Raw genomic sequence first — 19,839 nt, forward strand, 5'->3', positions numbered from 1 at the left:
CATGCACATAGCCGTGTTGGTGCTCGCCTTGATGACAATTGCGAACCCGGCTTGGGCCGACGCGACAAAGCCGGTCAAGCTTGTCGTTCTCGGCGATTCCTTGAGCGCGGGTCTTGGCCTCCCGGCCCAGGAGGCGTTCCCCCAAAAACTCCAAAAAGCCTTGCAAGCCAAAGGCATAGCGGTCGACATGACCAATGCCGGCGTGTCCGGCGATACCACCTCCGGCGGCCGCGACCGGCTCGACTGGTCCGTGCCTGACGGAACCGACGGCGTCATCGTCGAGCTCGGCGCCAACGACGCGCTGCGCGGCATCGATCCCACCCTGACGCGCACGGCGCTGACCGACATCGTGCAGCGGCTCAAGGCGCGCAAGATTCCAGTGATGCTCTGCGGCATGCTGGCGCCGCCGAATTACGGCGCCGACTACGCGGCGCGCTTCAATTCGATTTATCCGGATCTGGCCAAGCAATTCGGCGTGCCGCTCTATCCGTTCTTCCTCGAGGGCGTTGCGGCCGACGCCAAGCTCAACCAGGCCGACGGCATCCATCCGACCGCGGCCGGCGTCGACATCATCGTCGGCAACATCATGCCCACGGTGGAGGCATTCATTGGCACGATAACCGAGCAACGGCGTTGAAAAGCAGGCAACGCTAACCCTAATTCCCAGGGTTTTCACGGGGTGGGCCGCGCGATGCTTCGCAGAGTCACACAACTGCGATAGGAATCAGGGTACCGGTGATTCGTCGCCGGCTCTAATTTGGATATGGTTCTGCTTCAGGGCTGTACCCAAGCATCGGGAGTGCTGAACGATGCCGCGTTTGTTCACTGGTCTGGAAATTCCGGCCGAAATCGGCCAGTCGCTTTCCAACTTGAGGGGCGGCCTTCCCGGCGCCCGGTGGATCGATCCCGAAAATTATCACGTCACCCTGCGCTTCATCGGCGATATCGACGGCCTCTACGCCAACGAGATCGCCTCGATGCTGTTTCGCGTCGACCGCAAGCCGTTCGAGGTGAAGGTGCAGGGGCTGACCAGCTTCGGCGGCCGCAAGCCGCGCGCGGTGGTCGCCACCATCGCGCCGAGCAAACCGCTGATGGAATTGCAAGCCGAGCTCGAACGCATGATGCAGCGGATCGGTCTCGATCCCGAGGGGCGCAAGTTCATCCCGCACGTGACGCTCGCCCGGTTGCACGACGCCTCCGACCGCGACGTCGCCGACTATCTGTCGCTGCGCGGCTACTTCCCGAGCAAGGCGTTCATGGCCGAACGCTTCGTGCTGTTCTCCTCGCGCGCATCGACGGGCGGCGGCCCCTATGTCGTCGAGGACGCCTACGAGCTGTGTGAGTAGCTCCGCTCTCGTGCCCCGGACGCAGTGCGCCACGAAGTGGTGCACTGCTGAGCCGGGGCCCATCGCTCCACGGCAATGAACGAAACAGTGGGTCCCGGCTCTGCGCAGCAGCGTTACACGCTGCAGCGCGTCCGGGACACGGAACGCATAGCTCTGACCTCATTTCACGGCTTGCAATTTCCGCCCATCTCTGGCCGTAAGGGGCCATGCTCTCCACCCAAAATTCCTCATTTCGTGAGGCATACCAGGCCGAGATCGCGTCCGGCGCGATCGAGCCGGATGCCGCGCAGGCCGAGGTCGCCGAGGCCTATGCGGCGCTCGACCAGCGGCTCGCGGCTTACAAGCCCGCGCGCAAGCAGGGGCTGCTCAGCCGCTTGTTCAGCAGTGACAAGGACGAAGCGCCGCGCGGGCTCTACATCCATGGCGAGGTCGGCCGCGGCAAGACCATGCTGATGGATCTGTTCTTCCAGCACTCGAGCGTCGAGCACAAGCGCCGCGCGCATTTCCACGAATTCATGGCGGATGTGCACGAGCGCATCTACGACTATCGCCAGGGCATCGCGCGCGGCGAGATCGCCGACGGCGACGTCATCGTGCTGACCGCGACCGCGATCTTCGAGGAGAGCTGGCTGCTCTGCTTCGACGAATTCCACGTCACCGACATCGCGGACGCGATGATCCTGGGGCGCCTGTTCGCAAAACTGTTCGAGCTCGGCACCGTCGTGGTCGCGACCTCCAACGTCGCGCCGGACGATCTCTACAAGGGCGGTCTCAACCGCTCGCTGTTCCTGCCCTTCATCAAGCAGATCACCGACCACATGGACGTCGCGCGGCTCGATGCGCGCACCGACTTCCGGCTGGAGAAGCTGCAGGGCGTGCCGATGTGGCTGACGCCGGCGGATGGCGATGCGGATGCCGCGCTCGACCGCGCCTGGTCGAAAATGTCGGGCGGCGCCAAATGCAGGTCGCGCGACATCTCGATCAAGGGCCGCATCCTGCACGTGCCGTGCTCGGCCCATGGCGTGGCGCGGTTCTCCTTCGCCGATCTCTGCGAGAAGCCGCTCGGCGCCTCCGACTATCTCAGGCTGGCGCACGACTATCACACCATCCTGGTCGACCATATTCCAGTGATGGACTTCTCCCAGCGCAACGCCGCCAAGCGCTTCATCACGCTGATCGACACGCTCTATGACAATGCCGTGAAGCTGATGGCCTCGGCCGACGCCAACCCGATCTCGCTCTACCTCGCCACCGAGGGCAACGAGGCCATGGAGTTCAAGCGGACCGCGTCGCGTCTGATCGAAATGAGCTCGGAATCCTATCTGGCGCTGCCTCACGGCCGCAAGGATTCCACCGCCAGCGGCTCCACCAAGGGCCTGGTGGAGACTTAAGTCCTATTTCCGTCGAAGGTACCGCTGTCATTCCGGGGCGCGACGAAAGTCGCGAGCCCGGAATCCATAACCACAATCGGGAGTATGGATTCCGGGCTCGTCGCTTCGCGACGCCCCGGAATGACCGAGCTGCGCTTGTATACGCGCCAAGCCCGACAAATGGGCATCCACCGACTTGAACGGGCGAAGCGAAAGGGATAACCACCCATCAGTTTTCCCTCCTTCGGATGTCTAAAGGACAGGTTCACATGGCGCGCGACAAGATTGCTTTGATTGGCTCCGGTCAGATCGGCGGAACGCTGGCTCACCTCATCGGCCTGAAAGAACTGGGCGACGTCGTGATGTTCGACATCGCCGAGGGCGTGCCGCAGGGCAAGGCGCTCGATATTGCGCAGTCCTCGCCGGTCGACGGCTTCGACGCCCACTACACCGGTGCGAACTCCTACGAAGCGCTCGACAACGCCAAGGTCTGCATCGTCACCGCCGGCGTGCCGCGCAAGCCCGGCATGAGCCGCGACGACCTCCTCTCCATCAACCTCAAGGTCATGGAGCAGGTCGGTGCCGGCATCAAGAAGTACGCTCCCGACGCCTTCGTCATCTGCATCACCAACCCGCTCGACGCGATGGTCTGGGCGCTGCAGAAGGCTAGCGGCCTGCCGCACAAGAAGGTCGTCGGCATGGCCGGCGTGCTGGACTCGGCGCGCTTCCGCTACTTCCTGGCCGACGAATTCAACGTCTCCGTTGAAGACGTCACCGCCTTCGTGCTCGGCGGCCACGGCGACACCATGGTGCCGCTGGTGAAGTACTCCACCGTCGCCGGCATCCCGCTGCCCGACCTCGTCAAGATGGGCTGGACCTCGCAGGCGCGCCTCGACGAGATCGTCGACCGCACCCGCAATGGCGGCGCCGAGATCGTCAACCTGCTCAAGACCGGCTCGGCCTTCTACGCCCCGGCCGCGTCCGCGATCGCGATGGCCGAGAGCTATCTGCGTGACAAGAAGCGCGTGCTGCCCTCGGCCGCCTACCTCAACGGCGAATACGGCGTGAAGGACATGTATGTCGGCGTGCCCGTCGTGATCGGCTCCAAGGGCGTCGAGCGCGTGGTCGAGATCGAGCTCGCCGGCAAGGACCGCGAAGCCTTCGACAAGTCGGTCGGCGCCGTACAGGGCCTGGTCGACGCCTGCAAGAAGATCGCCCCCGATCTTCTCGGCCGCTAAGGCACCAACAATACCCCGCCGAAGATCGAAAACCGGTCTTCGGCGGTTTCACTTCCGGACCCCTGCTTGACCGGGGCGGGTTCCGGTCCAAGCCGTCCAGATTTCGATGTCAAAGAATCGGGGTTGCAGTTCCTGTGGTATATGGTATGCCAGCCACAAGACTGAGGTGGGCCCAAGAGGTCACCGCCCGCGGGTTCAGGGAGCGACCATATGAATATCCATGAATATCAGGCCAAAGCGCTGCTGGGTGAGTTCGGCGTGCCGATCTCCAAGGGCGTCCCGGTCCTCAAGGCCGCAGACGCGGAAGCCGCCGCCAAGGCGCTGCCGGGTCCGGTCTATGTGGTGAAGAGCCAGATCCATGCCGGCGGCCGCGGCAAGGGCAAGTTCAAGGAAGCCTCGGCCGGCGACAAGGGCGGCGTCCGCATCGCCAAGTCGGCCGCGGAGGTCTCCGAATTCGCCAAGCAGATGCTCGGCGCAACCCTCGTGACGATCCAGACCGGCCCCGCCGGCAAGCAGGTCAACCGCCTCTACATCGAGGACGGCTCCGACATCGACAAGGAGTTCTACCTCTCGCTCCTGGTTGACCGCGAGACCTCGCGCGTCTCCTTCGTCGTCTCGACCGAAGGCGGCGTCAACATCGAGGACGTCGCGCACAACACGCCTGAGAAGATCGTGACCTTCTCGGTCGATCCCGCCACCGGCATCATGGGCCATCACGGCCGCACGGTTGCGAACGCGCTGAAGCTCTCCGGTGATCTCGCCAAGCAGGCCGAGAAGCTCACCGCGCAGCTCTACGCGGCCTTCGTCGCCAAGGACATGTCGATGCTGGAGATCAACCCGCTGGTCGTGACCAAGCAGGGCCAGCTCCGCGTGCTCGACGCCAAGGTGTCGTTCGACGACAACGCGCTGTTCCGTCACCCCGAGGTGCTCGCGCTGCGCGACGAGACCGAGGAAGACGCCAAGGAAATCGAGGCGTCGAAGTACGACCTCAACTACGTCACCCTCGACGGCAACATCGGCTGCATGGTCAACGGCGCCGGTCTCGCCATGGCGACGATGGACATCATCAAGCTCTACGGCATGGCGCCGGCGAACTTCCTCGACGTTGGCGGCAGCGCCAGCAAGGAGAAGGTCGCGGCCGCGTTCAAGATCATCACCGCCGATCCCAACGTGAAGGGCATTCTGGTCAACATCTTCGGCGGCATCATGAAGTGCGACGTGATCGCCGAGGGCGTCACGGCTGCGGTTCGCGAAGTCGGCCTCAGCGTGCCGCTGGTGGTTCGCCTCGAAGGCACCAATGTCGAGCTCGGCAAGAAGATCATCCGTGAATCCGGCCTGAACGTGGTGCCGGCCGACAATCTCGACGACGCCGCGCAGAAGATCGTGAAGGCCGTCAAGGGAGGCTAAGGCCATGACCCAGGACCATCTCGCCGCATCATCTCCGCTCCCCGAGCACGCGCGCCTCGCCGCGTTCGCCGGCGAATGGGATGGTGAGGAGATGGTCTTCCCGTCGCGCTGGAACGCGGGCGGGCCGGCCTCCTCTCACGTCGTCGCGCGCATGGACCTCAATGGATTCTATCTGATCCAGGATGCGGTGCAGATGCGCGACGGCAAGCAGAGCTTTGCCACCCACGGCCTCTTCACCTTCGACCGCGACGACCGGACCTACAAATTGTTCTGGTACGACTCGCTCGGTTACACGCCGCCCTCGCCCGCCTCCGGCGGGTGGGTCGGCAAGACCCTGACGCTGGTGCGCGGCTCGCTCCGCGGCAATGCGCGCCACGTCTACGAGATCATCAATGAGGATTCCTACTCGTTGAAGATCCAGTTCTCGCCGGACGCGGAAGGCTGGGCTGACGTCCTCACCGGCGTCTACCGCCGCATCCACTGACCCCTTTCACTCTGTTAGTTTCGCGAAAGCAGACCTCATGTCCATCCTGATCGACAAGAACACCAAGGTCATCTGCCAGGGCTTCACCGGCAAGAACGGCACCTTCCATTCCGAGGCCGCGATGGCCTACGGCACCAAGATGGTCGGCGGCACCTCGCCGGGCAAAGGCGGCTCGACGCATCTGGGCCTGCCGGTGTTCGACACCGTGCGCGATGCGCGTGAGAAGACCGGCGCCGATGCGTCGGTGATCTACGTGCCGCCGCCGGGCGCGGCGGATGCGATCTGCGAAGCCATCGACGCCGAGATCCCGCTGATCGTCTGCATCACCGAGGGCATTCCGGTCGTCGACATGGTGCGCGTGAAGCGTTCGCTGGCCGGCTCCAAGTCGCGCCTGATCGGGCCGAACTGCCCGGGCGTCATGACCGCCGGCGAGTGCAAGATCGGCATCATGCCCGCCAACATCTTCAAGACCGGCTCCGTCGGCATCGTCTCCCGCTCGGGCACGCTGACCTATGAAGCCGTGTTCCAGACCTCCCAGGAAGGCCTCGGCCAGACCACCGCGGTCGGCATCGGCGGCGACCCGGTCAAGGGAACCGAGTTCATCGACGTCCTCGAAATGCTCCTGGCCGACCCCAAGACCGAATCGATCATCATGATCGGCGAGATCGGCGGCTCCGCCGAGGAGGACGCCGCCCAGTTCCTCAAGGACGAGGCCAAGCGTGGCCGCAAGAAGCCGATGGTCGGCTTCATCGCCGGCGTCACCGCCCCTCCCGGCCGCCGCATGGGCCACGCCGGCGCGATCATCTCGGGCGGCAAGGGCGACGCCGGTTCCAAGACCGAGGCGATGAAATCCGCAGGGATTACAGTGTCTCCGTCGCCCGCCCGCCTCGGCCATACGCTTGCCGAAAAGTTGAAGGGCTAATTCACTTCTTCGTGCTTTTCCGGGCGAAGTTTCGCAGCAAATAGGGTAAAGGGTGCCTGTCGCGTCGAGCCCTGTCGGGGGAGCTCGGCGCCAGCGCCGTTTGTTATGCGCGAACCGAAATCGCCAGGAACTCAAGTATGTCTCGCCAGGACGCGAACGCAGCCTTTGCCCTGTCATCCTTTTTGCAGGGCACCAACGCCACCTACATCGACGAAATCTACGCCCGCTACGAGAAGGACCCGTCCTCGGTCGACGCCGAGTGGCAGGAGTTCTTCAAGAGCCTCAACGACCAGCCCGCCGACGTCCGGAAGAACGCGGAAGGGCCGTCCTGGGAGCGGGACAACTGGCCGCTGACGCCGAAGGATGATCTGACTTCGGCCCTCGACGGCAACTGGGCCGAAGTCGAGAAGGCGGTCGGCGCCAAGATCGCCGCCAAGGCGCAGACCAAGGGCGCCGACATCTCCTCCACCGACGTGCTTCAGGCCACGCGCGACTCGGTCCGCGCCCTGATGCTGATCCGCTCCTACCGCATGCGCGGCCACTTCCACGCCAAGCTCGATCCGCTCGGCATCGAAGCCCAGCGCAACCGCGAAGAGCTCGACCCGCGTACCTACGGCTTCAGCGAAGCCGATTTCGACCGCAAGATCTTCCTCGATCACGTGCTCGGCCTCGAGTACGGCACGCTGCGCGAGATCACCGCGATCTGCGAACGCACCTACTGCCAGACGCTCGGCGTCGAGTTCATGCATATCAGCAATGCCGCGCAGAAGGCCTGGATCCAGGAGCGGATCGAGGGACCCGATAAGGAGATCTCGTTCACGCCCGAAGGTCGCAGAGCCATCCTGACGAAGCTGGTCGAGGCCGAGGGTTTCGAAAAGTTCTGCGACACCAAGTTCACCGGCACCAAGCGCTTCGGCCTCGATGGCGGTGAAGCGCTGATCCCCGCGCTCGAGCAGATCATCAAGCGCGGCGGCAATCTCGGCGTGAAGGAAATCGTGCTCGGCATGCCGCATCGCGGCCGCCTCAACGTGCTGACCCAGGTGTTGGGCAAGGCGCACCGCGCGCTGTTCCACGAATTCAAGGGCGGCTCGGCCAACCCCGACGCGGTCGAAGGCTCGGGCGACGTCAAGTACCACCTCGGCGCCTCCTCTGACCGCGAGTTCGACGGCAACCGCATCCATCTGTCGCTCACCGCCAACCCCTCGCATCTCGAGATCGTCGATCCCGTGGTGCTCGGCAAGGTCCGCGCCAAGCAGGACCAGCACGGCGATCCGCCGGACATGCGCATCTCGGTGATGCCGCTGCTGATGCACGGCGACGCCGCGTTTGCCGGCCAGGGCGTGGTCGCGGAGTGCTTCGGCCTGTCGGACCTGAAGGGCTACCGCACCGGCGGCTCCGTGCACTTCATCGTCAACAACCAGATCGGCTTCACCACCTATCCGCGTTATTCTCGTTCTTCGCCTTACCCGTCGGATGTGGCGAAGATGATCGACGCGCCGATCTTCCACGTGAACGGCGACGATCCGGAAGCCGTCGTGTTCGCCGCCAAGGTCGCGACCGAATTCCGGCAGAAGTTCCACAAGCCCGTCGTGATCGACATGTGGTGCTATCGCCGCTACGGCCACAACGAGGGCGATGAGCCGGCGTTCACCCAGCCGGTCATGTACAAGCGGATCGCGGCCCATCCCTCGACCCTCACTCTCTACTCCAAGCGCCTGATTGCCGAAGGCGTGGTCACCGAGGGCGAGGTCGACAAGATGAAGGCCGACTGGCGCTCGCGGCTCGATGCCGAGTTCGAGGCCGGCACCTCCTACAAGCCGAACAAGGCCGACTGGCTCGACGGCAAGTGGTCCGGCTTCAAGATCGCCGACCAGGAAGAGGATGCGCGGCGCGGCGTCACCGGTGTCGACATCGCCACGCTGAAGGATATCGGCCGCAAGATCACCAAGGTGCCGGACGGCTTCCGCGTTCACCGCACCATCCAGCGTTTCCTCGATAACCGCTCGAAGGCGATCGACACCGGCGCCGGCATCGACTGGGCGACCGGCGAGGCGCTGGCGTTCTGTTCGCTGCTCAACGAAAACCATCACGTCCGCCTGTCCGGACAGGATTCGGAGCGCGGCACCTTCTCGCAGCGCCACTCGGTCCTGATCGACCAGGAGGACGAGAGCCGCTACACGCCGTTCAACCATCTCGGTCACGAGCAGGGCCATTACGAGGTCATCAACTCGCTGCTGTCGGAAGAAGCCGTGCTCGGTTTCGAATACGGCTATTCGCTCGCCGAGCCGAACACGCTGACCCTGTGGGAAGCCCAGTTCGGCGACTTCGCCAACGGTGCGCAGGTCGTGTTCGACCAGTTCATCTCCTCGGGCGAGCGCAAATGGCTGCGCATGTCCGGCCTCGTCTGCCTGCTGCCGCACGGCTATGAGGGCCAGGGACCGGAGCACTCCTCGGCGCGCCTCGAGCGTTACCTGCAGATGTGCGCGGAAGACAACATGCAGGTGGTCTACCCGACCACGCCGGCGAACTACTTCCACGCGCTGCGCCGGCAGCTGCATCGCGAGATCCGCAAGCCGCTGATCATGATGACGCCGAAGTCGCTGCTCCGCCACAAGCGGGCAGTGTCGCGTCTGGAGGAGCTCGCGAAGGGAACGACCTTCCATCGCATCCTCTATGATGACGCCCAGATGCTGCCGAACGAAGCCATCAAGCTCGTTCCGGACGAGAAGATCCGCCGCATCGTGCTGTGCTCCGGCAAGGTCTATTACGACCTCTACGAGGAGCGCGAGAAGCGCGGCATCGACGACATCTATCTGATGCGCGTCGAGCAGCTCTATCCGGTGCCGCTGAAGGCGCTGGTGGCCGAGCTGTCGCGCTTCAAGAAGGCCGAGATGGTGTGGTGCCAGGAAGAGCCCCGCAACATGGGTGCCTGGCACTTCATCGAGCCCTATCTGGAATGGGTGCTGAACCAGGTGAACGGCGTAAGCCGGCGTCCGCGTTATGTCGGCCGCGCCGCTTCCGCCGCGACCGCCACGGGTCTGATGTCCAAGCATCAGGCTCAGCTGAAGGCGTTCCTGGACGAAGCACTGAGCTGAACTTTTTGAACTGCGTCATGCCCCGCCTTGTGCGCAACCGCGCACCGGGGCGGGGCATCCAGTAGCCGTGACGTGAATGCGAGCGTCTCGGCTTGCTGGATGGCCTGCTTTTCGCAGGCCGATGACACCTGAATTCATGACCGCATTGGCGATCCCTTAAGGAAGAGACCATGACTGAAATTCGTGTGCCGACGCTCGGCGAATCCGTCACCGAGGCCACCATCGGCCGCTGGTTCAAGAAGGCCGGCGATCCCGTCGCTGTCGACGAGCCCTTGGTGGAGCTCGAGACCGACAAGGTCACCATCGAAGTCCCCGCGCCCTCCGCCGGTACGCTGAGCGAGATCATCGCTGCCGACGGCGCGACGGTTGCTGTGGGTGCGCTGCTCGGTCAGATCACCGATGGTGCCGGAGCTGCCAAGCCCGCCGCTGCTCCCGCCAAGCCTGCCGCTGCTCCGGCACCCGCCGCGGCTCCGGCTGCTGCCGCCGCTGCGTCAAAGGCGCCGCCGGCCGATGCGCCGCTCGCCCCGTCCGTGCGCAAGCTGTCCGCCGAGACCGGCATCGACGCTTCGACCGTTCCCGGCTCCGGCAAGGATGGCCGCGTCACCAAGGGTGACATGTTAGCTGCGATCGAGCGCGCGGCGTCCGCGCCGACCCCGGTCAACCAGCCCGCCGCCGCCGTGCAGGTCCGCGCGCCGTCGCCGGCCGATGACGCTGCCCGCGAGGAGCGCGTCAAGATGACCCGCCTGCGCCAGACCATCGCGCGCCGCCTCAAGGACGTGCAGAACACCGCGGCCATGCTCACGACCTTCAACGAGGTCGACATGACCAACGTCATGGCGCTGCGCGCGCACTACAAGGACGCGTTCGAGAAGAAGCACGGTGCCAAGCTCGGCTTCATGGGCTTCTTCACCAAGGCCGTCGTGCAGGCGCTGAAGGACATCCCGGCCGTCAACGCCGAGATCGACGGCAGCGACCTGATCTACAAGAACTACTATCACATCGGCGTCGCCGTCGGCACCGACAAGGGCCTCGTCGTGCCCGTGGTGCGCGACTGCGACCACAAGTCGATCTCCGACATCGAGAAGGGCATCGCCGATTTCGGCCGCCGTGCCCGTGACGGCCAGCTCAAGATCGACGAGATGCAGGGCGGCACCTTCACCATCACCAATGGCGGCATCTACGGCTCGCTGATGTCGACCCCGATCCTGAACGCGCCGCAGTCCGGCATCCTCGGCATGCACAAGATCCAGGAGCGGCCGATGGTCGTCGGCGGCAAGATCGAGGTCCGCCCGATGATGTATCTGGCGCTGTCCTACGATCACCGCGTGATCGACGGCAAGGAAGCCGTCACCTTCCTGGTTCGCGTCAAGGAGAGCCTGGAAGATCCGGCGCGCCTGGTGCTCGATCTCTGATCGCTGATGCATCGCGAGCGCCGTCGCCATTCGCGACGGCGCATGTCGAACCATGGAGGCGCGCGTGACGGATAAAGTCGTTGTCATCACCGGCGGCAGCCGCGGCATCGGGCGGGCGACCGCGATTGCGGCGGCCGCGCGCGGCTTTCGCGTCGTGGTCGGCTATGCCAGCAACAAGACCGCCGCCGACGAGGTGGTCGCGCAGATCGCGGCCAGCAATGGCAAGGCCATCGCGGTGAAATGCGATGTCGCCGAGGAAAGCGACATCCTCGCGCTGTTCAGGGAGGCCGACAAGTTCGGCACCCTCGGCGCGCTCGTCAACAATGGCGGCATCGTCGGCAAGAGCGGTGTGCGCGTCGACGAGATGTCGGCCGAGCGCATCCAGCGCGTCATGGCGGTCAACGTCACCGGCTCCATCCTCTGCGCGCGCGAAGCCGTGAAGCGGATGTCGACCAAGCATGGCGGCAAGGGCGGCGTCATCGTCAACCTGTCGTCGGTCGCAGCCCGGCTCGGCGCACCCAACACCTATGTCGACTACGCTGCGTCCAAGGGCGCGATCGATTCCTTCACCGTCGGCCTCGGCTACGAGGTTGCAAACGAAGGCATCCGTGTCGCCGGCATTCGTCCCGGCCTGATCGACACCGAGATCCATGCCGCCGGCGGCGAGCCCGACCGCGCCCATCGCCTGGCCCATATGGTGCCGATGAAGCGCGTCGGCACCGCCGACGAAATCGCCAATGCCATCGTCTGGCTGATGTCGGACGAGGCCTCCTACGTCACCTCAGCCATTCTCGATGTGTCCGGCGGACGCTGACGCGCCGCGCGGACACTGACACATCCTCATCACGCTAAACCTACGGGACTTCCTCTCATGGCTACCTACGATCTCGTCGTCATCGGCACCGGACCGGGCGGTTATGTCTGCGCAGTGCGCGCCAGCCAGCTCGGCATGAAAGTCGCCGTGGTCGAAAAGAACGCAACGCTCGGCGGCACCTGCCTCAACGTCGGCTGCATGCCGTCGAAGGCGCTGCTGCATGCGTCGGAGATGTTCGAGGAAGCCGGGCATTCCTTCGCCAAGATGGGCGTGTCGGTCTCCTCGCCGAAGCTCGATCTTCCGGCGATGATGAACTTCAAGCAGCAGGGCATCGACGGCAACGTCAAGGGCGTCGAGTTCCTGATGAAGAAGAACAAGATCGACGTGCTCAAGGGCACCGGCAAGATCATCGGCACCGGCAAGGTCGAAGTCTCCGCCGACGGCAAGTCGCAGGTGGTCGAGACCAAGAACATCGTGATCGCCACCGGCTCCGACATCGCGCGCCTGAAGGGCATCGAGATCGACGAGAAGCGCATCGTGTCCTCGACCGGCGCGCTGTCGCTGGAGAAGGTGCCAGGCAGATTGCTGGTCATTGGCGCCGGCGTGATCGGGCTCGAACTTGGCTCTGTGTGGCGCCGGCTTGGAGCCGAAGTCATGGTGGTCGAATTCCTCGATCGCATTCTGCCCGGTATGGACGGCGAGATCGCCAAGCAATTCCAGCGCATCCTTGAAAAGCAGGGATTTGCATTCAAGCTGGGTTCGAAGGTCACCGGCGTCGAAGCGAACAGCAAGGCATTGCTCGCGAAAATCGAACCGGCTGCCGGCGGTGCCGCCGAGACCATCGAGGCCGATGTCGTTCTGGTCTGCATCGGCCGCACGCCCTACACGGACGGGCTGGGCCTGAAGGAAGCCGGCGTCGCGCTCGACCCGCGCGGCCGCGTCCAGATCGACCCGCATTTCGCCACCAGCCTGAAGGGCGTCTATGCCATCGGCGACGTCGTCGCCGGTCCGATGCTCGCCCACAAGGCCGAGGATGAAGGCGTTGCGGTCGCCGAGATCATCGCCGGCCAGGCCGGCCATGTGAATTACGATGTGATCCCGGGCGTCGTGTATACCACGCCGGAAGTGTCCTCCGTCGGCAAGACCGAGGAGGAGCTGAAGCAGGCGGGCACAGCTTATACCGTCGGGAAGTTTCCCTTTACCGCCAACGGCCGCTCCAAGGTCAACCAGACCACCGACGGCTTTGTGAAGATTCTCGCAGATGCGAAGACCGATCGCGTGCTCGGCGTGCACATTATCGGCATTGAGGCCGGCGAAATGATCCATGAAGCCTGCGTTCTCATGGAGTTTGGTGGCAGTGCGGAAGATCTCGCGCGCACCTGCCACGCCCACCCGACCCGCTCGGAGGCCGTCAAGGAAGCTGCGCTTGCAGTCGGCAAGCGGGCCATCCATATGTAGGTTCGCGCCTAGCGAGGAATCGGGCGGGAAACACATGCTGCGCCGCCTTCTTCAACCGGTCTGGGTCCTGCTTGCGATCGTCTTCCTGATCGAAGCTTGGCTGTGGGACCACCTCGAACCGATCGTCGCGCGGGTTGTCGCAGCCATCCCGCTCGCACGTTTCAAGCAATGGCTGACGGAGCGCGTCGATTCGCTGTCGCCGGCCATGACGCTGATCGTGTTCGCGGTCCCCATCATCCCGCTGTTTCCGCTCAAGCTGGTCGGCCTGTGGCTGCTCACGCATGAGTACTGGACCAGCGCGGTCTTCACGATCATTTTCGCAAAGCTCGCCGGCGTCGGCGTCACCGCCTTCGTGTTCGACGTCACGCGCGACAAGCTTTTGGAGATGCCCTGGTTCGAGCGGATCTACGATTTCGTGATGAAGGTGCGCGCCAAGGCGCACCAGCTGGTCGACCCGATCAAGCAGCGCATCCGCGAGCTGATCACCGGCAACGGCGAAGGCTGGTCCGCCCGCACGCTGCGTTTGATCCAGCGCTTCCGCAAGAGCGTGCACGAGGCGCGCTGAGCGCGCTCCGCTTGCGCCAAACCCACAGGTGTCGTCCCGGCGAAGGCCGGGACCCATAACCCCAGTGAGTAGTTTGGCGAAGATTCGTCGTTCGGTACTCCTGCCTCCCACAACCGATAGATCACGCGGTATGGGTCCCGGCCTTCGCCGGGACGACGGCGGAGTTTGTTGCGCTCAGCCCCTCAATGCAAATGCACCAGATGCGGCCACCACAGGCCTAGCGCCGTCATGAGCAGGCCGGCGAGCGTCAGCACGCCGCCGACATAGGCGAGCGCGATCATGCCGGTGATGATGGTGGCGGACGCCAGCACGATGCCGATCTGGAAGGCGGCGGAGGCCAGCTCGAAGTGATGGTACTTCGCGGTCGCCTCGTCGCGCTCGTGCTCGGCATGCTTGGCCTTCTCGGCGAGCTGCTCGGTGCCTTCACCGGTTTCGGGCTCGGAGCGGTAGCGCGCCGCGGTCTTGGTCCAGTCGTCGACCTGTTTCTGCACCACCGGCTTCAGGGCGTCGTCGGTGGTGCCGGCAAGCGTGAGCTTGCCCTGCTCGGATGCGGTCAGCACCACGGTGCGGCGGATGGTCTTGGCCTGGAAGAACGCCCACAGATTGGCGGCCTCGACGTTCTTGCTGATCGATTCGGTCTGGGCGCCCTTGCCGAGCGTCTCCGAGATCGCCAGGAACAGCGCCAGAACGGCGATCAGGAGCGCAATCTTCTTGTTCGAGCCGGACGCGTGTTCGGCGTGCTCGGCATGCTCCATGCTTTCATGTGCGCTCATAAATCTCTCCTGCTCATTTACCAACGATTGACCGAACCGAGCAGCATGCGCAAGTGGCAAGCGTCATGGCGGTTGCAATTAATGGTTTCGCCTCCAGGACCGCTCTAGTCCTGTGCCATGACCACAGCGGAATTCATCGCAGCCTGCTTCTGGCCCTTCGTCGTCATAGCGGCATTTGCGCTGTGGAAGACCCGCAACACGGCGGCGTTTCCGTTCATCGGCAAGATCGTCTTCGCGGTCAGCGTGGCCTACATCGGCCTGTTGCTGTTTTATGACAAGAGCTCGATCTTCGCGGTGAACGACGTCCATATCGGCCTCGCCGTTCTGGGTCTCGCCATAGCTGGCTTGCAGCTGCGACAGCCTCCGCTTTACGGCTCATGGTTCGACAAGGCGAAGGCGCTCGGCTTCATGATCCTGGTCGTGCTGCTCGGCAGCGGCCTTGCATGGTATGCCGGACGGATGCTGGTTCTCGATCACCTGACGTCCCGGCTCGTGATCGAAGGACGCGTCGATCGTGCGTGGAGGTCGAGCGGCAGCCGCAGGGCGGACTATCTCGTCCGCATCGCGGGCCAGACGGTGAAAGTCACGACACCGCTCTACGAGCGGCTGGAGCAATTCAAGCCGGCGGTCCGCGTCGAGGTCGGTCGCGGATCGAACTATGTCTACGAGATCGAATATCTCTCGAACTGAGCCGCAGCTTCACCGCCGCGGATGCGCGCTGGCATAGACTTCGAGCAGGCGCTCGGAATCGATGCCGGTGTAGATCTGCGTGGTCGAGAGCGAGGAATGGCCGAGCAGTTCCTGGATCGCGCGCAGATCGCCGCCGCGCGACAGCAGATGTGTCGCGAAGGAGTGGCGGAGCGCGTGCGGCGTGGCGCTGTCGGGCAGGCCGAGCGCGCCGCGCAGTCGTTCCATCGCGAGCTGGATGATGCGCGGACTGAGCGGGCCGCCGCGCGCCCCGACGAAGATCGGCCCTTCCGCCGGCAGCGGATACGGGCACATCGATACATATTCCTGCACCAGCTCCAGCACGTTCTGCAGCACCGGCACCATGCGCGTCTTGTTGCCTTTGCCTGTCACGACCAGCACGTCGCCTTCGCCGGGCTTCGGCACCTCGCAGCGCTTCAAGCCCAGCGCTTCGGAGATGCGCAGGCCGGAGCCATACAGCAGCGCCATCACCGCGGCGTCGCGCACCAGGATCCAGGTCTCGCGCTCCTCGCCGGCGCGCTCGTCGGCGTCTGCGAGGCGTTTCGCTGACGCCATCGGCAACGGCTTCGGCAGGCTCTTTGCCACTTTTGGCGCGCGGATCGCCGACAGTGCACCGACCTTGCCCTTGCCCTCGCGCTCGAGGAAACGCCCGAACGAGCGCAGGCCCGCCAGCGCGCGCATCAGGCTGCGTCCGGCGATGTCGTCGGCGCGGCGCATCGCCATGAAGGCGCGCACGTCGGTGGCCTCCAGCGCGGCGAATCGCTCGAGCGTGACCCGCTCGCCCCAATGGCTGCAAAGGAAATCCAGGCACTGCCGCAAGTCGCGGCCATAGGCCTCCAGCGTCTTCGGCGACAGCCGCCGCTCGGCGCCGAGATGCGACAGCCAGCGCGTCATCTCCTGCGCGATCGAGGGATCCGCGCTGGCGAGCTCGATTTGAGGGGCAACCGCTTTGCTCATGCGCTCTGGACGTAATGATTCCGCACAGTATATCGCATCACACAAGTTTACTGTTCGCTAAGGCTGCATCATGGCGCTAGCCTTCAGGCCCCAGGTTCCGATTCTCCTTCCAAAGATCGTTGATGGATTACACGTCGCGCAGCAGCACCGCCCCCGCCAACGCGACCGGCATGGTCGACGTGCTGGTGCCGGTCGCGCTCGACCAGACCTATTCCTACAAGGTGCCGCGCGGCATGGAGCTGAAGGCGGGCGACCTCCTCAGTGTGCCGCTCGGCGCACGCGAGGTGCTGGCCGTGGTCTGGGGGGAGAATGCCAATCCCGACCCGCGCCTGCACAACCGCCTCAAGGAGGTCAGCGAGAAGCTCGACATTCCGCCGCTGAAGCCCGAATTGCGCCAGGTCGTCGACTGGGTCGCCAATTACACGCTGAGCCCGCGCGGCATGGTGCTGCGCATGTGCCTGCGGATGGGCGAGAATCTCGGCCCCGAGCGGGTGCGTCCCGGCGTGCGCCTCGTCGGCGATCCGCCGCGGCGGCTGACGCCGGCGCGCCAGCGGGTGATCGAGGTGCTGTCGGACCGGTTGCTGCATGCCAAGTCCGAGGCCGCGAAGGAAGCCGGCGTCTCGGCCGGCGTGATCGACGGCCTCGTCGACGAGGGCACGCTCACGGTCGAGCCGATGCCGCCGCCTGCGCCGCCGCCGGCCCCCGATCCGGAGTTCGGCCGGCCGGATTTCTCGCCGCTGCAGCGGGCCGGCGTCGATGCGATGCGCGCACTGGCGGCCAATGGCAGCTTCCACGTCGCGCTGCTCGATGGCGTCACCGGCTCCGGCAAGACCGAGGTCTATTTCGAGGCCGTCGCGGAAACAATCCGCCGCGGCAAGCAGTCGCTGATCCTGATGCCGGAGATCGCGCTGACCGGCCAGTTCCTCGACCGCTTCGCGCGGCGCTTTGGCGTGCGGCCGATCGAATGGCACTCCGAGCTGACGCCGCGCACCCGCGCGCGCAACTGGGCGGCGATCTCCGAGGGAAGCGCGCCGGTCGTGGTCGGCGCGCGCTCGGCGCTGTTTTTGCCTTACGCCAATCTCGGCCTCATCGTCGTCGATGAAGAGCACGACCAGGCCTACAAGCAGGACGAGGGCGTGCACTATCACGCCCGCGACATGGCGGTGGTGCGTGCGCATATCGCCAAGATCCCGGTCGTGCTGGCGTCCGCAACGCCGTCGGTCGAATCCGAGGTCAACGCGCGCAAGAACCGCTATCAGCGCATCGCGCTGCCCTCGCGCTTCGGCGGCCAGCACATGCCGCATATCGAGGCGATCGACCTGCGCCGCGAGCCGCCCGCGCGCGGCCGCTATATCTCGCCGCGCTTGGCCTCCGAGATCAGAACCGCGATCGAGCGGCGCGAGCAGGCGCTGCTGTTCCTCAATCGCCGCGGCTATGCGCCGCTGACGCTGTGCCGCGGCTGCGGCCATCGCTTCGCCTGCACCATCTGCGATGCCTGGCTGGTCGATCACCGCTTTCGCCAGCGCCTGGTCTGCCACCATTGCGGCTTCTCGATGCCGCGCCCGCATCTCTGTCCGAACTGTTCGGCCGAGGAATCCCTGGTCGCGGTCGGTCCCGGCGTCGAGCGCCTGCAGGAGGAGGCGGCCGCGCTGTTCCCGGAAGCGCGCACCATGGTGCTGTCGAGCGATCTCATCACCTCGATCGAGACGATGCGCAGCGAGCTGAATGAGATTGCCGAAGGCCGCGTCGACATCATCATCGGCACGCAACTGGTGGCAAAGGGCCACAATTTTCCGCGGCTCAATCTCGTCGGCGTGATCGATGCCGATCTTGGCCTCAGCAACGGCGATCCGCGCGCGGCGGAGCGGACCTGGCAGTTGCTCAACCAGGTGATCGGCCGCGCCGGCCGCGAGCAGGGCCGCGGCGTCGGCTATCTGCAGACCCATCAGCCCGATCATCCCGTGATGAAGGCGTTGATCGCCTGCGACCGCGAGGCCTTCTACGACAGCGAGATCGATCTGCGCGAGAAGACGCTCTATCCGCCGTTCGGCCGGCTCGCGAGCCTGATCATCTCCGCCGGCGACCGGCCGAGCGCGGAAGGTCTCGGCCGCCGTCTCGTCGCGCTCGCGCCACGCGACGAGCGCGTGGTGGTGCTGGGCCCGGCCGAGGCGCCGCTCGCGGTCATCAAGGGCCGTTACCGCTTCCGCATCCTGGTGAAATCGGCGCGCGGTTTCGATCTCTCGGACTACTTGCGCACCTGGCTCGCCGTCTGCCCGAAGCCGACGGGCAATCAAAAGCTCGAGGTCGACGTCGATCCGCAGAGCTTTTTGTAGGGCTGCCCCACTCTCTCCTCGTCATTGCGAGGAGCCCTTGCGACGAAGCAATCCAGAGGCTCTCCGCCGAACGATTCTGGATTGCTTCGCTACGCTCGCAATGACGAAGCGCCCGTAGCCCGGATGGAGCGAAGCGCAATCCGGGACAGGTCGATCCGCATACGAAGACCCCGGATTTCGCTTCGCTCCATCCGGGCTACGAATCCCCCACGCAGCCAAACAAAAAGCCCGCGGTCCTCCAAGACCGCGGGCTTGTTTTCATGCGCGCATCAAACTGATGGAAAGTGCGCGGGTCATGTGAGGCGCTTGAAGCGCGCCCTTAGGAGACGACTTCCGCGGTGACGCGGCCGACGCCGGCGCCGGTGAGGCCGATGGCGCGGGCAGCGCCGGTGGAGAGATCGAGGACGCGGCCGCGGATGAACGGGCCGCGGTCATTGATGGTGACGACCACGCTCTGGCCGCCATGGGTGACGCGCAGCTTGGTGCCGAACGGCAGCGAACGGTGCGCCGCGGTCATGGCGTTCTGGTTGAAGCGCTGGCCCGACGCGGTCCGGCTGCCGGACTCGTTGCCGTAATAGGACGCCATGCCGGAGAAGCTGCGGCCCGTGCCCGTGGACGGCGTCATCGCCGCGTTGGCGTTGCGCCAATCGGGGGTCGCGTTGGTATCGGTCTGGGCGTGGTGGCGGTGATGATGCCGGTGATGCCTGGATTTTGCGGAAGCCTCGGTGGCAGTTCCACCGATGATGAGAGTTGCGGCGACGAAAGCGAGCGCCGTGCGCGGCCGGGTCACAGTGCCCAGCGTCTTCAAAGACAGCATTTAATGGTCCCTAAGCTAGTATTGCCACATATGTGGCTAGTGGAGCCCCCATCAGTTTGTGAGCGGGTTGGCGTTTCGATTCCTAATGAGGCGTGAATTGGGCAGTAAATCCGCTATGTGGCGTGATGAAATATCTTGTT

Annotated in this window: 17 protein-coding genes; 14 read left to right on the forward strand and 3 right to left on the reverse strand. The window is 64.8% G+C overall.

The annotated features are described in order from the left end of the window. Nucleotide 1 precedes the first annotated feature (1 nt). The 12 genes from N2603_RS01895 to N2603_RS01950 all read left to right on the forward strand — a co-directional run bounded on the left by N2603_RS01895 (nt 2) and on the right by N2603_RS01950 (nt 14,111). On the forward strand, nt 2–637 hold the full coding sequence (locus N2603_RS01895; RefSeq protein ID WP_260424433.1) for an arylesterase: 636 nt from the start codon (nt 2–4) through the stop codon (nt 635–637). A 172-nt stretch (nt 638–809) separates the two neighbouring features. Beyond that, a complete protein-coding gene (gene thpR / locus N2603_RS01900) occupies nt 810–1,346 on the forward strand; it encodes an RNA 2',3'-cyclic phosphodiesterase (RefSeq protein WP_018643902.1) in 537 nt (178 codons plus the stop codon). A gap of 206 nt (nt 1,347–1,552) precedes the next feature. Beyond that, nucleotides 1,553–2,737 carry a cell division protein ZapE gene (gene zapE, locus N2603_RS01905; RefSeq protein WP_018643901.1) on the forward strand — a complete coding sequence of 395 codons (1,185 nt, stop codon included), beginning with the start codon at nt 1,553–1,555 and terminating at the stop codon, nt 2,735–2,737. Nucleotides 2,738–2,985: 248 nt separating this feature from the next. After that, the gene (gene mdh / locus N2603_RS01910; protein WP_008145224.1) at nt 2,986–3,954 is read left to right on the forward strand and encodes a malate dehydrogenase; all 969 of its coding nucleotides are present in this window, start codon (nt 2,986–2,988) and stop codon (nt 3,952–3,954) included. A 210-nt stretch (nt 3,955–4,164) separates the two neighbouring features. Continuing rightward, nucleotides 4,165–5,361 carry an ADP-forming succinate--CoA ligase subunit beta gene (sucC, locus tag N2603_RS01915; protein WP_018643900.1) on the forward strand — a complete coding sequence of 399 codons (1,197 nt, stop codon included), beginning with the start codon at nt 4,165–4,167 and terminating at the stop codon, nt 5,359–5,361. 4 nt (nt 5,362–5,365) lie between these two features. Then, nucleotides 5,366–5,845 (forward strand): DUF1579 domain-containing protein, encoded by a 480-nt coding sequence (locus N2603_RS01920; protein WP_260387484.1) that lies wholly within the window; start codon nt 5,366–5,368, stop codon nt 5,843–5,845. A 37-nt stretch (nt 5,846–5,882) separates the two neighbouring features. Continuing rightward, the gene (gene sucD, locus N2603_RS01925) at nt 5,883–6,767 is read left to right on the forward strand and encodes a succinate--CoA ligase subunit alpha (protein WP_018643898.1); all 885 of its coding nucleotides are present in this window, start codon (nt 5,883–5,885) and stop codon (nt 6,765–6,767) included. A 137-nt stretch (nt 6,768–6,904) separates the two neighbouring features. Beyond that, nucleotides 6,905–9,862: a 2-oxoglutarate dehydrogenase E1 component gene (locus N2603_RS01930; RefSeq protein WP_260387485.1), complete on the forward strand. Its 2,958-nt coding sequence runs from the start codon at nt 6,905–6,907 to the stop codon at nt 9,860–9,862. Nucleotides 9,863–10,032: 170 nt separating this feature from the next. Further along, a complete protein-coding gene (gene odhB, locus N2603_RS01935) occupies nt 10,033–11,274 on the forward strand; it encodes a 2-oxoglutarate dehydrogenase complex dihydrolipoyllysine-residue succinyltransferase (RefSeq protein ID WP_260387486.1) in 1,242 nt (413 codons plus the stop codon). Between the two features lie 52 nt (nt 11,275–11,326). After that, nucleotides 11,327–12,088 carry an SDR family oxidoreductase gene (locus N2603_RS01940; RefSeq protein ID WP_260387487.1) on the forward strand — a complete coding sequence of 254 codons (762 nt, stop codon included), beginning with the start codon at nt 11,327–11,329 and terminating at the stop codon, nt 12,086–12,088. Nucleotides 12,089–12,145: 57 nt separating this feature from the next. Next, the gene (gene lpdA / locus N2603_RS01945; protein WP_260387488.1) at nt 12,146–13,546 is read left to right on the forward strand and encodes a dihydrolipoyl dehydrogenase; all 1,401 of its coding nucleotides are present in this window, start codon (nt 12,146–12,148) and stop codon (nt 13,544–13,546) included. Nucleotides 13,547–13,580: 34 nt separating this feature from the next. Then, nucleotides 13,581–14,111 (forward strand): hypothetical protein, encoded by a 531-nt coding sequence (locus N2603_RS01950; RefSeq protein ID WP_260387489.1) that lies wholly within the window; start codon nt 13,581–13,583, stop codon nt 14,109–14,111. 182 nt (nt 14,112–14,293) lie between these two features. On the opposite strand, the gene N2603_RS01955 is transcribed toward N2603_RS01950, so the two are convergent. After that, nucleotides 14,294–14,884, reverse strand: coding sequence for a DUF4337 domain-containing protein (locus tag N2603_RS01955; protein ID WP_260387490.1), 591 nt, complete (start codon nt 14,882–14,884; stop codon nt 14,294–14,296). A gap of 117 nt (nt 14,885–15,001) precedes the next feature. On the opposite strand from N2603_RS01955, the gene N2603_RS01960 reads away from it, so the two are divergent. After that, nucleotides 15,002–15,574 (forward strand): hypothetical protein, encoded by a 573-nt coding sequence (locus N2603_RS01960; protein ID WP_260387491.1) that lies wholly within the window; start codon nt 15,002–15,004, stop codon nt 15,572–15,574. Nucleotides 15,575–15,583: 9 nt separating this feature from the next. Here the strand turns inward: N2603_RS01960 and N2603_RS01965 are convergent, their stop codons facing one another. Continuing rightward, a complete protein-coding gene (locus N2603_RS01965; protein WP_260387492.1) occupies nt 15,584–16,549 on the reverse strand; it encodes a tyrosine recombinase XerC in 966 nt (321 codons plus the stop codon). A 122-nt stretch (nt 16,550–16,671) separates the two neighbouring features. Between N2603_RS01965 and N2603_RS01970 the strand changes: the two genes are divergently transcribed. Then, complete coding sequence (locus N2603_RS01970) at nt 16,672–18,882, forward strand: primosomal protein N' (protein ID WP_260387493.1); 2,211 nt, start codon at nt 16,672–16,674, stop codon at nt 18,880–18,882. A gap of 319 nt (nt 18,883–19,201) precedes the next feature. Here the strand turns inward: N2603_RS01970 and N2603_RS01975 are convergent, their stop codons facing one another. After that, a complete protein-coding gene (locus tag N2603_RS01975) occupies nt 19,202–19,699 on the reverse strand; it encodes a septal ring lytic transglycosylase RlpA family protein (RefSeq protein WP_018643888.1) in 498 nt (165 codons plus the stop codon). Nucleotides 19,700–19,839 lie beyond the last annotated feature (140 nt).

The organism is Bradyrhizobium huanghuaihaiense, from assembly GCF_025200885.1.
In the GTDB taxonomy this organism is placed as follows: domain Bacteria; phylum Pseudomonadota; class Alphaproteobacteria; order Rhizobiales; family Xanthobacteraceae; genus Bradyrhizobium; species Bradyrhizobium huanghuaihaiense.